Here is an 11900-nt window from a genome sequence, read left to right on the forward strand (position 1 = left end):
CTCAGGCGCCCGTGGCGGGGGCAGGCGGCGTGCCCGCACCCGACGCGGCGGGGGCGGCGATCTGCGGGGCTGCTGTCGCTGCCGCCGCCGGGCCTTCCACCATCAGGAGCGATGTCAGGCGGATCAGCGTGTCGCGCATGTCGCCGCGCTTCACCACCATGTCCACCATGCCATGGTCCAGCAGATATTCAGCACGCTGAAAGCCTTCCGGCAACTTCTCGCGGATGGTCTGCTCGATCACGCGGGGACCGGCAAAGCCGATGAGCGCGCCGGGCTCGGCGATGTGGACATCGCCCAGCATGGCGTAGGACGCGGTGACGCCGCCGGTCGTCGGATCAGTCATCACCACGATGTAGGGCAGGCCCGCTTCGCGCACCATCTGCACGGCCACGGTGGAACGCGGCATCTGCATCAGCGACAGGATGCCTTCCTGCATGCGCGCACCACCGGCAGCGGCGAAGATGATGAAGGGGGTGCGGCGTTCGATCGCCAACTCCGCGCCCTTGACGATGCTTTCGCCCGCCGCCATGCCCAGCGACCCGCCCATGAAGGCGAAGTCCTGCACCAGCACGGTGGCTTCGCGGCCACCGAGCTGGCCGAGCGCGATGGTCACCGCATCCTGTTCGCCGGTCTTGGTCCGGGCTTCCTTCAGGCGATCGGTGTATTTGCGCTGATCGCGGAACTTCAGCGGATCGGCGGGTACTTCCGGGTTGTCGATCTTCTGCCAGGTGCCACCATCAAACAGGCTGTCGAGGCGCTCCTTGGCCCCGATGCGGCCGTGATGATCGCAATTGGGGCAGACCTGCAAATTCTCGGCAAGGTCGCGGTGAAACACCATCTCGCCGCAGTTCTTGCATTTGTGCCAGAGGTTTTCGGGCGTGTCGCGCTTTGCCGAAAGGAAGGTGCGGATCTTGGGGCGCACCACATTTTCAAGCCAGCTCATCGTCTCGTCTCCCTCAACCTCTTCCCGGTGCGGCTTCAGCCCGGCCCGGATACTTCATCTTCTTACGCTACCGGGAAAATCCGGCAAAAACATGCCGCCAATCCGCGGCGCTCGCATGGTGCCCGCTTGGCACCCGCTCAGGCCGCGTGCGCGCCGCCTGCCAGTTCCCCAGCCAGCGCCAGCACCTTGTCCACGGTGTCGGCAGTCGCCTTGCCGTTGTCATCAAGCGTCGCCTCCACGCAGGACACAAGCGCCGAGCCCACGACCGCGCCATCGGCAACGCCTGCCATGTCGCGCGCCATGTCGGCGGTCTTGATGCCGAAGCCCACGGCAACCGGCAGATCGGTCTGCGCTTTCAGACGCTCAACCGCATGGCCCACGACATCCGCCTGTGCGGAGGCAGACCCCGTGATGCCGGTGATCGACACGTAGTAGACAAAGCCCGACGTGTTGGCGAGCACCGCCGGCAGGCGCTTTTCGTCCGTGGTCGGTGTTGCCAGGCGGATGAAATTGATACCTGCCTTCATGGCCGGTATGCACAGCTCGTCATCCTCTTCCGGCGGCAGGTCCACGACGATCAGCCCGTCCACGCCCGCGTCCTTCGCGTCAGCCAGGAAGCGCTCCACGCCATAGATGTAGATGGGGTTGTAATAGCCCATCAGCACGATGGGGGTGTCGGCGTCCTCGGCGCGGAAGGCGCGCACAAGCTGAAGCGTCTTCACCATGGTGGCACCCGCATCCAGCGCTCGCTTGCCGGATGCCTGGATCGCCGGACCGTCGGCCATGGGGTCGGAGAAAGGCATGCCCAGCTCAATCACGTCCGCGCCCGCCTTGGGCAGACCCTTGACGATCTTGAGTGATGTTTCCGCGTCCGGGTCGCCGGCGGTCACATAGGCCACAAACGCCTTCTTGCCTTGCGCCTTCAGCTCGGCGAAGCGCCGGTCGATACGAGTCTCAGCCATGTTCTAGAGCTCCACGCCGAGATAACCGGCAACTGCAAACACGTCCTTGTCGCCGCGGCCGCAGAGGTTCATCACCATCAGATGATCCTTCGGCAGGGTCGGCGCCAGCTCCTTCACCTTGGCCAGCGCATGGCTCGGCTCGAGCGCCGGGATGATGCCTTCAAGGCGCGTGCACATCTTGAAGGCGTCCAGCGCCTCGTTGTCGGTGGCGGACATATAGGTCACGCGGCCGGTATCCTTCAGCCACGCATGTTCCGGGCCGATGCCGGGATAATCGAGACCGGCGGAAATCGAGTGCCCCTCGATGATCTGGCCGTCCTCATCCTGCAGCAGATAAGTGCGGTTGCCGTGCAGCACGCCCGGCGAGCCGCCGGTCAGCGAGGCGGCGTGGTCGCCCACTTTATCAAGCCCGCGGCCTGCGGCTTCGACGCCATAGATCGACACTGTCGGCTCGTCGAGGAAGTCGTGGAACAGGCCCATGGCGTTGGAGCCGCCGCCGATGCAGGCAATGAGCGAATCCGGCAGGCGGCCTTCGCGCTCCATCATCTGTTCACGGACTTCCCGGCCGATCACCGACTGAAAGTCGCGCACAAGTTCAGGATAAGGGTGCGGGCCTGCAACGGTGCCGATGATGTAGAAGGTGTCTTCCACATTGGTCACCCAGTCGCGCAGGGCCTCGTTCATGGCGTCCTTGAGCGTGCCGGTGCCGGAGGTCACGGGCTTAACTTCCGCGCCCAGCAGCTTCATGCGGAACACGTTCGGCGCTTGGCGCTCAATGTCGGTTGCGCCCATATAGACCGTACACGGAAGACCGAAGCGGGCGGCGACGGTAGCGGTTGCCACGCCGTGCTGGCCCGCACCGGTTTCGGCGATGATGCGGGTCTTGCCCATGCGCTTGGCCAGCAGGATCTGCCCCAGGCAATTGTTGATCTTGTGGCTGCCCGTGTGGTTCAGCTCGTCACGCTTGAAATAGATCTTGGCGCCACCCAGCTCCTCGGTCAGGCGCTCGGCGAAATAAAGCGGGCTGGGGCGGCCGGTATAGTGCTTCTGGAAGTCGGCCAGCTCGTCGGCGAAGGCCGGGTCCTTCTTGGCGGCGCGATAGGCTTCTTCGAGCTGCAGCACGTTCGGCATCAGGGTTTCAGCCACAAAGCGGCCGCCATAGATGCCGAAATGGCCGCGGTCGTCCGGACCCGTCCTGAATGAATTCGGTGTGTCTGCCGGTGCGGCCTGATCGCTCACGCTCGACTTCCTTTCGCAACAACAGGCATCTGTCGCGCCGGGCCTCAGCTGCGGGCCGCGGCGGCAAATGCCCGGATCCGGTCGGGATCCTTCAATCCTGGTTCGCTCTCCACGCCGGAGGAGACGTCCACCGCGCGGGCGCCCGAAATCCGGGCCGCCTCGGCGACATTGTCCGCGTCCAGACCGCCCGACAGCATCCAGGGGCAGGCGCTTTCAAAGCCGGTCAGCAGGGTCCAGTCGAAGACAAGCCCGTTGCCGCCGGGAAGAGCATTGGCGAGTGATTTAGGGGGTTTGGCGTCAAACAGCAACCAATCCGCCACCTTCTCATAGGCACGTGCGGCTGTAAGGTCATCGGCTTCGGCAATCGCCAGCGCCTTCATCACCGGCAGGCCGGTGCGCGCCTTGACCTGCGCCACGCGCTCGGGCGTCTCGGCCCCGTGCAGCTGCAGCATGTTGGGGGCGACGCCGCCAATGATCTCGTCCAGCTCATGGTCAGGCGCATCCACCACCAGCGCCACCGACTGCACGGACGAGGCCAGCCCGCCCGCCAGCGCGCAGGCATCGCTGATCGATACATTGCGCGGGCTCTTGGGAAAGAACACGAGCCCCGCCATGTCAGCCCTGATCTCATTGACCGCCGCAACCGCTTCCGGTGTCGTCAGCCCGCAGATCTTTATCTTGGTGTCCGCGCCCATTCGTCAGCAGCCAAGGTCGTCGGCGATCGCGCGGGCCGCGGCGGCGGGATCGTCGGCGGCGGTGATCGGGCGGCCGATCACCAGGATGTCGGCACCCAGGTCGCGCGCTTCGGCAGGCGTCATCACCCGTTTCTGGTCGCCGATATCCGCGCCCGCCGGGCGGATGCCGGGGACGATCAGCTTGAAGTCCGGGCCCAGCTCCATGCGCAGGGTCTCGATTTCATGGGCCGAGCATACCACCCCGTCCAGCCCCGCCTCGGCAGCCTGTTCGGCCAGGCGGCGGACATAATCGGCAGGCGCCACGCGGTTGCCCTGACGCTCAAGATCCGCCTGGTCGAGGCTCGTCAACATGGTGACGGCGATCATCAGCGGGCGCTCGCCTTCCGGTGCCTCATTGGCCGCGTCCCGGGCGGCCTGCATCATCGCCATGCCGCCCTGGGCATGGACGTTGAGGATGGCAGGCTTGAGCGGCAGCAGCGAGCGCACAGCCCCGGCCACGGTGTTGGGGATGTCGTGCAGCTTCAGGTCAAGGAACAACGGGCGGCCTTCCTTGGCCACGGTGCGGAAGCCTTCCGGGCCCGCCGCCATGAAGAACTCAAGCCCCAGCTTGAGCCCGCCCACAGCGTCGCCCACCTGGCGGGCCATGCGGGCGGCCTTGTCGGGGGACGGGGTGTCCAGGGCGCAGAAAACCGGGTTGCGGCTGATGGTGCGGGCGTCTGTCATGGGCGGACTTATAGCAGCCCCCCAGCCCTGCCCCCAAGTGATCTGATGGCAGTCTGGCGGGGGCCTGCCATGCACCCGCCCGGTCAGATCAGGGTTTTGTCAGGCCTCGCGGCGCGAAAACAGCGCAATCGCGCTTAACAGCACCGCAAGGCTCGCGGCCGCCACCGCCACATAGGCCTGGGGCAGCGCGGCGTCCATATTGGCGACCACGACACCGGCCAGCCCCCACACAGCGGCGATCAGATACCAGCCCTGGCCGCGGCTGCGGCCCAGCATCACCGCCACCAGCAGGGCGGCGGGCAGCAGGATCGCAATGGCATATTGCCAATTGGCAAGCCCCAGCGGCGCAAGGTCCTGCTCGCGCAGGAACGTCGAGATGTTGAGGAAGGCGGCTAGGCTCAGCCAGCCCGCATAAAGACCGAACAGCACCGCCAGAAGCTGGCGGCCCGGCACGTCTTCCTGCCGCGCTGACGTTGCGGAAACCTCCAGCAGCAGGCGCAGGGCGATGGCCAGCATGGCGAGAATGATGACCAGCAACAGCGCCGTCGGCCCGTCAAACTGGGCCACCATCATCCACAGGGTCGAGAGTGCGAACAGCACCCAGCTCGGGGTGCCGATCTGGGCATAAAGCCGCGTGGCGCGCGCGGACGGCAGCACCTGCACCACCGCATAGATCAGGCTGAGGAGAAAGATCACGCCCCAGATGGAGAAGGCGTAGCCCGCGGGCACTTCCGGCGGCGAGGCGAACCCGTCACGGGCGCCGACGGTGATGCCATAGCCCAGGGCCGGCAGCGCAGGCACCAGGGCCTGGGTGATGGCGAAGACCACGTTGAGGGTCCGTCGGCCGCTGGCGGATAGGGCAGGCATGAAAGGCGATCTCCCGGGCAGTGAGGCGCAGATGGTGCTCAGGACGCATCCTGAGGCCATGGTTTGGCCAGTCTACGGCACAACACCGCCCGGGGATCACAGTTCCGGTGAATTTCACCGGATTGGTCAGACCGGCCTCAGCCGATATAGGCCAGCAGCTCGCGGACGATCATGATCATCAGCAGCACCCAGCCGATGGCGAAGAGCGGGAAGCGCAGCGCCACGGCGTTGACGGTCCACTGCCACAGAGAGTGCACCACGCGGGACGCAACAAAGCCCCAGGCACAATACATGTGCATTTCATCAGCGTGGCCGCCCACGACGATCGCAAGCACCACCGCGTAGAAGATGACCGGCACCTCGAAGAGGTGGTTGTAGTTGTCGGCCAGCTGGCGCGGCGTGCCCTGAAGCGTGTTGAGATTGACCGTGTGCTTGGCGTCATCCGGCGTCAGGCCGGCAGCGTTCATCGCGGGAATGCGCACCGCCGTCATGATGATCCAGGTAATGGCCGTCCACGCCGCCATCACATAGAGCGCGCCCAGCATGTCGCCCGCATAGCCGGCAGACGCGACAGCAGCGGATACGGTGTTGGCGAGTTCTTCCATGGTTGTTCCTCTTGTTGTTTGAAAGTGACGCCGGGCCTCACGGAAAAAGCCCCGGCGCCGGGAAAATCAGTGGGGGCGGAACACGGGCGTGTCGCCGTCTATGGTCACCCGGTGCATCTTGCGGTGATGCGGAAAATAATCGGCAATCGCGTAATGCTGCGTGCAGCGATTGTCCCAGAAGGCGACCGAATTCTCGCGCCAGCGGAAGCGGCACTGGAATTCCGGCTGCTTGATATGCTCATGCAGAAAAGTCAGCAGCGCGTCACTTTCCTTCTGCTTCATGTCCTTGATGCGGACGGTGAAGCTCGAATTGACGAAGATGCCGTGCCGGCCCGTCACGGGATGGGTGCGGATCACCGGGTGCTCCGCAGGCGGATGTTTGCGCCGCTCTGCCTCCATCTTGTCGGTGCCCTGGTTGCGGTAGAGCCTACCCGCCTTGCCGAACACATGCTCGTAGTCATGGATGGCCACAAGCTCGCTCAGCAGCCGCTGCATGCGGTCCGACAGGGCCTCATAGGCCGCATACATGCTGGCCCACATGGTGTCGCCGCCAGTGTCGGGCATCACCTTGGCGTGCAGCACCGAGCCGAGCGGCGGCTGCGCCATGAAGGTTACGTCCGTGTGCCAGTTGTTGAGGTCCGGCGCGCGTTTCTCGCCATGCTCGATGACGATAATCTCCGGATGATCCTCGCCCAGATTGGGGGCGAAGGGATGCACCTGCAGATGGCCGAAACGCGAGGCGAAGTCCTTGTGCTGGGCGGGGGTGATGTCCTGGTCGCGGAAGAAGAGCACCCCGTGCTCCACAAGCGCGTCATGCAGGATGGTGAAGGTCTCGTTGCCCAGCGGCTGGCTCATGTCCACGCCGGACACTTCCGCGCCGATGAATGGCGTGACGCGGTCAATCGAAACGGCCCCGGTCATGCGGTGCCCTCCCCGTTTCCTTTTCCCTCGGGCGGCGCGTTTGTTTCTTGCAAGGCCCGACATGTGATGCCGTGGCCGCGGACGCCGTCCCGCATGGAGGATACCGCGCCCGGACCGCGGAGCAAGGCTTTGTGTTTTGCCCGATCGTCCGCAAGCCGGCGCATGGCGGGGCGCAACTACGGCTGCCTTGCGTGTCAGGTCCGCTCGAAGGCCAGCGTCGCAGTTGCAAGGTCTTCCAAGGCCACGCCGACGGATTTGAACAGGGTGATCTGGTCGTGATAGCGGCGGCCCGCGCGTTCGCCGCGGGTCAGCTCATAAAGATCAGCAGCAATGTCCTCGACGGTGATCACGCCGGCCTCCAGCGGCCCCATGATGTCACCGGCTTCGGACAGGGCGCCGGGGCGGGTATCGACGAAGATGCGCGCGCGCGACAGCACCGCGTCATCCACCTCGCGCATGTCCGGGCGGTAGCCGCCGACGCAGTCCACATGAGCGCCGGGGGACAGCCACTCGCCCCTGATCAGCGGTGCGGTGCTTGCTGTTGCAGTGCAGATGATGTCTGCGCCCTTCACCGCCCCTTCGAGGTCCGTTGTCGCTCCGACGCGGAAATCCGGGCGGTCGAGCTTCTTCGCCAGCCGTTCGGCGGTCTCCGCCGTACGGTTCCAGATCAGCACGTTGCAGATGGGGCGGATGGCGGCGAAAGCACGGATCATATGCGGGGCAAGACTGCCCGCGCCCACCATCAGCAGCCGTTCGCAATCCTGCCGGGCAAGGTAGCTCGCCGCCAGCGCCGAGGCGGCGGCGGTGCGCCAGTGGGTCAGGGTCGGGGCATCAATCAGGCCCAACGGCTCGCCGGTGCGGCCGGACATCAGCACATACACACCGGTCAGCGCAGGCACGCCGTGGCTGCGGTTGTCCGGGAAGACCGACTGCACCTTGACGCCGATATAGCCGCGGCGGCCTGACATGTCGCCGGCCCGCGCGGTGCCGCGCACCCAGGCGGGCATCAGCATCAGGTCGCCCGCCCCCGGCTCATCGGGGCCCAGGCTCGATTCAACATGATGGACAGTGCGGCGCGGACTGGCGATGTCATCGCGGAAGGCGGAGCGCAGCCGCTCCATCACGGAGCGCACATCCAGAACCTGGTTCAGTTCCGCCGCCGTGACGAGGCGCATGGCCGCTTCCTTTCTGGCTGGTCAGCCCCCGGCACATGACTGCCGCCCGGACACTCTGTCAGCGGCGGCCAGGCGCGTGTCCCGTCAGGCGCTGCGGGCTGTCGGCAAGGCGGGGGTGGCGCTCCCGCGCGTATCCGGCAGGGCGGTGAGGCCGTCGGTATCGGTCTGCTGCTTCTGCACGCGCTTGAGCTCGCGCTTGGCGGCACGGCCTTCCACCCGGTTACGGTGCTGGCCCGCCCAGGCGGCTAGGGAGCCCGCCACCATGCCGAGGCCGAAGGCTGCGAAGATCACCACGATCAGCGGCACTGTCACGGCGAAAGCCGGGCGCACATCGGAGAACGGATCAAGCGAGAACTGCACCGGGGCGAGATTGGCTAGGGTGAGCACGACACCGACGATGATGCAGGGGATCAGGATGAACCAGGTCTTGAGAGTCACGGGGGAGACTGCCGCTTTCAGTTACGCGCAAAACAAACGGGACCACATGACATGTGGTCCCGCCATGCGGCGCGGCCATGTGGTGCTGCCAGGTGATGCGGCCAGCATAGGTCAGGCACGGGGTCCGGGAAAGGGCGGCTATTCGCCTGCGGCCACGCCGGCGGGCTCGCCTGCCACATCCGCCGAAGCTGTGTCGCCTGACGCGCCGGCCTCGTCGCCGACGGGCACCTTGTTGAGGCGCTCGCGCAGTTCCTTGCCGGTCTTGAAGAAGGGCACGGCCTTCGCTTCCACATGCACCGGCTCGCCGGTGCGCGGATTACGGCCGGTGCGCGCAGGGCGCGTCTTCACGGAAAACGCGCCGAAGCCGCGCAGCTCCACCCGGTCGCCACGCGACAGGGCAGCTGCGATCTCCTCAAAGATCGTGCCGACGATGCGCTCCACATCGCGCTGATACAGATGCGGATTGGCCTGGGCCAGCCGCTGAACGAGTTCTGACTTAATCATGAGGCCCTTGTCCCTAGTCCCTCACCCGTCAATCTGCCCGAGAGAGGGCCTGTGCGTCAAGCTGCACGAATGCAACAAGCCCAACACTTTCAAAGGGTTATCAATAGTTCGATTCTCAACCATTAACCAAAGATGACGCCAGCGTCACCTTTGCGCGAAATCCTAGCCCAGAAACCACGATGGCGGCAGGGGTTTTCCCTGCCGCCATCCAATGCGTTGACTGCCGGGGACAATATGCCCCGGCACGGACGGCTTATTCGCCGTCCTTGTTCTTGAGGGCGGCACCCAGGATGTCGCCAAGAGAGGCACCGCTATCGGTCGAGCCGTACTGTTCGACAGCTTCCTTCTCCTCGGCGATCTCCTTCGCCTTGATCGACAGCGAAATGCGGCGCGAACCCTTGTCGATCTGCGTCACGCGGGCATCGATCTTGTCACCCACATTGTAGCGCTCGGGGCGCTGCTCGGAGCGGTCACGCGACAGCTCGGAGCGGCGGATGTAGGAGGAGAACTCCTCATCGCCGACGGAGACTTCCAGGCCGTTCTCTTCAACATTCGTCACCGTCACGGTCACGATGTCGTTGCGGCGGATGTCGCCGACGCTGTCGAACGGATCACCGCCCAGCTGCTTGATGCCGAGCGAGATGCGCTCCTTTTCCGGGTCCACATCAAGCACCACCGCCTTCACGACGTCGCCCTTGTTGTAGTCGGCAATGGCGTCTTCGCCAGAGCGGTTCCAGTCGAGGTCGGAGAGGTGGACCATGCCGTCCACGTCGCCGTCGAGACCGATGAACAGGCCGAATTCGGTGATGTTCTTGATCTCGCCTTCGACTTCGGTGCCCTGCGGGAAGTTGACCATGAAGGACGACCACGGGTTGTCCAGGCACTGCTTGAGGCCCAGCGAGATGCGGCGCTTCACCGGGTCCACTTCCAGCACCATCACTTCCACTTCCTGGGAGGTGGAAACGATCTTGCCCGGATGGACGTTCTTCTTGGTCCAGCTCATCTCGGAGACGTGCACCAGGCCTTCGACGCCCGGCTCCAGCTCCACGAATGCACCGTAATCGGTGATGTTGGTGACGCGACCCTTGATCTTGAGGTCCACCGGGTACTTGGCTTCGACGCCTTCCCACGGATCGGCCTCGAGCTGCTTCATGCCCAGCGAGATGCGCTGGGTTTCCTGGTTCACCTTGATGACCTGGACGTTCACCGTCTGGCCGATGGACAGAACGTCCGTCGGGTGGTTCACGCGGCGCCATGCAATGTCGGTGACGTGCAGCAGGCCGTCGACACCGCCGAGGTCCACGAATGCACCGTAATCGGTGATGTTCTTGACGACGCCTTCCAGCACCTGGCCTTCCTTGAGGTTCTCGACCAGTTCAGCGCGCTGCTCGGCACGGGTCTCTTCGAGAACGGCACGGCGCGAGACGACGATGTTGCCGCGGCGGCGGTCCATCTTCAGCACCTGGAAGGGCTGCGGCACGTTGAGGAGCGGGGTGATGTCGCGCACGGGGCGGATATCCACCTGGCTGCCCGGCAGGAAGGCGACGGCGCCGCCCAGATCCACCGTGAAGCCACCCTTCACGCGGCCGAAGATGTGGCCTTCCACGCGCTCATTGGCTTCGAAGGCCTTTTCGAGCAGTTCCCAGGCCTCTTCGCGGCGGGCCTTGTCACGGGAGAGGACAGCCTCGCCCAGCGCGTTTTCCACGCGCTCGAGATAGACTTCCACTTCGCCGCCGACCGTAAGGCCGTGGTCCTGGCCGGGAGCGGCAAATTCTTTCAGGGGAACGCGGCCTTCGGTCTTCAGGCCCACATCCACGATCGCCATGTCGTTTTCGATGGCGGTGACGGTGCCCTTAACAACATAGCCTTCCGTCATATTCGTGGTTTCGAGGCTCTCCATCAGGAGGGCTTCAAAGTCGTCGGTGCTCGGGTTCAGGCCGGGATCGGCCGCAGTTTGTGACATCAATAATGGCTCCAAAGGTTCATTTGGTTTTCGGGCCGCACGGTTGTCTCCGGCGGTCTTCCGCTTGATCGCGGCTGTTTGTCGTTGGCTGATCCAATAAAAAAGGCGTGGCTTTGCCTCACTTTTTGAGGGTCAGTCACACCTTGCGACGGTCAACGGAGGGAGGGGCGTCAGACAGAGGTTAGTTAAGAGCAACTCCCTTAAGAAACGTGACTACCGCCGCCCAACAATGTCGAGCGCCGCATGGATCGCCGCTTCTATACTCAAATCGGTGGTATCGAGCAAGATCGCATCGTCCGCCTTGGTCAGCGGCGCGCTGGCGCGTTCGCTGTCGCGCCGGTCCCGTTCCTTGAGGTCCGCAAGCACATCACCAACCGTCAGGTCCGGGTCGGCCTGCTTGAGTTCGAGCCAGCGGCGGGTGGCGCGGGCTTCATCTGAGGCCGTCACGAACAGTTTCACGTCGGCGTCCGGGCACACCACGGTGCCAATGTCGCGCCCATCCAGCACCACGCCCGCCTTGCCCTCGGGTGGGTGATGGGCAAAGCGGCGCTGGGTCTCAAGCAGCGCTGCGCGCACGTCCGGCTTGGCCGCCACCTTCGAGGCCGCCGCCCCCACCTCACGGGTACGGATCGCCACCGGGTCGATGGCCTCGATGTCCAGGGTTTCAGCCGCGCGGCGGGCATCCGCGTCAGTGTCAGGGTCGCCGCCCGCCTTCAGCACCGCATGGCCGACAGCGCGGTAAAGTGAGCCCGTGTCCAGATAGGCCAGGTTCAGTTGCTGGGCCAGATCCTTGGCGATGGTGCCCTTGCCCGCCGCCGCCGGTCCGTCGATTGCCACAATAATCGTGTCGACCATGCGGTCAGCC

Annotated in this window: 13 protein-coding genes; all 13 read right to left on the minus strand. The window is 65.0% G+C overall.

What is annotated here, in order from left to right; genetic code table 11:
- Position 1: 1 nt before the first annotated feature.
- On the minus strand, positions 2-943 hold the full coding sequence (gene accD / locus HG718_RS12025; RefSeq protein WP_027842969.1) for an acetyl-CoA carboxylase, carboxyltransferase subunit beta: 942 nt from the start codon (positions 941-943) through the stop codon (positions 2-4).
- A 137-nt stretch (positions 944-1080) separates the two neighbouring features.
- Positions 1081-1905, minus strand: coding sequence for a tryptophan synthase subunit alpha (gene trpA, locus HG718_RS12030; RefSeq protein ID WP_160586923.1), 825 nt, complete (start codon positions 1903-1905; stop codon positions 1081-1083).
- Positions 1906-1908: 3 nt separating this feature from the next.
- Positions 1909-3144, minus strand: coding sequence for a tryptophan synthase subunit beta (gene trpB / locus HG718_RS12035; protein ID WP_160586924.1), 1236 nt, complete (start codon positions 3142-3144; stop codon positions 1909-1911).
- Between the two features lie 44 nt (positions 3145-3188).
- Positions 3189-3839: a phosphoribosylanthranilate isomerase gene (locus HG718_RS12040; protein ID WP_160586925.1), complete on the minus strand. Its 651-nt coding sequence runs from the start codon at positions 3837-3839 to the stop codon at positions 3189-3191.
- A 3-nt stretch (positions 3840-3842) separates the two neighbouring features.
- A complete protein-coding gene (gene pyrF / locus HG718_RS12045) occupies positions 3843-4562 on the minus strand; it encodes an orotidine-5'-phosphate decarboxylase (protein ID WP_160586926.1) in 720 nt (239 codons plus the stop codon).
- 99 nt (positions 4563-4661) lie between these two features.
- Positions 4662-5429 (minus strand): tryptophan-rich sensory protein, encoded by a 768-nt coding sequence (locus HG718_RS12050; RefSeq protein ID WP_160586927.1) that lies wholly within the window; start codon positions 5427-5429, stop codon positions 4662-4664.
- A gap of 137 nt (positions 5430-5566) precedes the next feature.
- On the minus strand, positions 5567-6034 hold the full coding sequence (locus HG718_RS12055) for an MAPEG family protein (RefSeq protein WP_205345630.1): 468 nt from the start codon (positions 6032-6034) through the stop codon (positions 5567-5569).
- Positions 6035-6100: 66 nt separating this feature from the next.
- The gene (gene tauD / locus HG718_RS12060; RefSeq protein ID WP_160586928.1) at positions 6101-6955 is read right to left on the minus strand and encodes a taurine dioxygenase; all 855 of its coding nucleotides are present in this window, start codon (positions 6953-6955) and stop codon (positions 6101-6103) included.
- 194 nt (positions 6956-7149) lie between these two features.
- Positions 7150-8130, minus strand: coding sequence for a bifunctional Delta(1)-pyrroline-2-carboxylate/Delta(1)-piperideine-2-carboxylate reductase (gene lhpI, locus HG718_RS12065; RefSeq protein WP_027842962.1), 981 nt, complete (start codon positions 8128-8130; stop codon positions 7150-7152).
- Between the two features lie 84 nt (positions 8131-8214).
- Positions 8215-8568, minus strand: a complete 354-nt coding sequence (locus HG718_RS12070; RefSeq protein WP_027842961.1) for a lipopolysaccharide assembly protein LapA domain-containing protein — start codon at positions 8566-8568, stop codon at positions 8215-8217.
- 138 nt (positions 8569-8706) lie between these two features.
- Entirely contained in the window at positions 8707-9072 is a 366-nt protein-coding gene (locus HG718_RS12075; RefSeq protein ID WP_160586929.1) for an integration host factor subunit beta, read from the minus strand.
- Between the two features lie 253 nt (positions 9073-9325).
- Positions 9326-11035 carry a 30S ribosomal protein S1 gene (gene rpsA, locus HG718_RS12080; protein ID WP_027842960.1) on the minus strand — a complete coding sequence of 570 codons (1710 nt, stop codon included), beginning with the start codon at positions 11033-11035 and terminating at the stop codon, positions 9326-9328.
- 213 nt (positions 11036-11248) lie between these two features.
- Positions 11249-11890, minus strand: coding sequence for a (d)CMP kinase (gene cmk, locus HG718_RS12085; protein ID WP_192928084.1), 642 nt, complete (start codon positions 11888-11890; stop codon positions 11249-11251).
- Positions 11891-11900: the final 10 nt, after the last annotated feature.

This window comes from Pyruvatibacter mobilis (assembly GCF_012848855.1).
Lineage (GTDB): Bacteria > Pseudomonadota > Alphaproteobacteria > CGMCC-115125 > CGMCC-115125 > Pyruvatibacter > Pyruvatibacter mobilis.

Bases quoted from the DNA above. Each gene is read 5' to 3' on its own strand.
- accD (WP_027842969.1), bottom strand. From the start codon at position 943: ATGAGCTGGCTTGAAAATGTGGTGCGCCCCAAGATCCGCACCTTCCTT.
- trpA (WP_160586923.1), bottom strand. From the start codon at position 1,905: ATGGCTGAGACTCGTATCGACCGGCGCTTCGCCGAGCTGAAGGCGCAA.
- HG718_RS12040 (WP_160586925.1), bottom strand. From the start codon at position 3,839: ATGGGCGCGGACACCAAGATAAAGATCTGCGGGCTGACGACACCGGAA.
- pyrF (WP_160586926.1), bottom strand. From the start codon at position 4,562: ATGACAGACGCCCGCACCATCAGCCGCAACCCGGTTTTCTGCGCCCTG.
- HG718_RS12050 (WP_160586927.1), bottom strand. From the start codon at position 5,429: ATGCCTGCCCTATCCGCCAGCGGCCGACGGACCCTCAACGTGGTCTTC.
- HG718_RS12055 (WP_205345630.1), bottom strand. From the start codon at position 6,034: ATGGAAGAACTCGCCAACACCGTATCCGCTGCTGTCGCGTCTGCCGGC.
- tauD (WP_160586928.1), bottom strand. From the start codon at position 6,955: ATGACCGGGGCCGTTTCGATTGACCGCGTCACGCCATTCATCGGCGCG.
- lhpI (WP_027842962.1), bottom strand. From the start codon at position 8,130: ATGCGCCTCGTCACGGCGGCGGAACTGAACCAGGTTCTGGATGTGCGC.
- HG718_RS12075 (WP_160586929.1), bottom strand. From the start codon at position 9,072: ATGATTAAGTCAGAACTCGTTCAGCGGCTGGCCCAGGCCAATCCGCAT.
- rpsA (WP_027842960.1), bottom strand. From the start codon at position 11,035: ATGTCACAAACTGCGGCCGATCCCGGCCTGAACCCGAGCACCGACGAC.
- cmk (WP_192928084.1), bottom strand. From the start codon at position 11,890: ATGGTCGACACGATTATTGTGGCAATCGACGGACCGGCGGCGGCGGGC.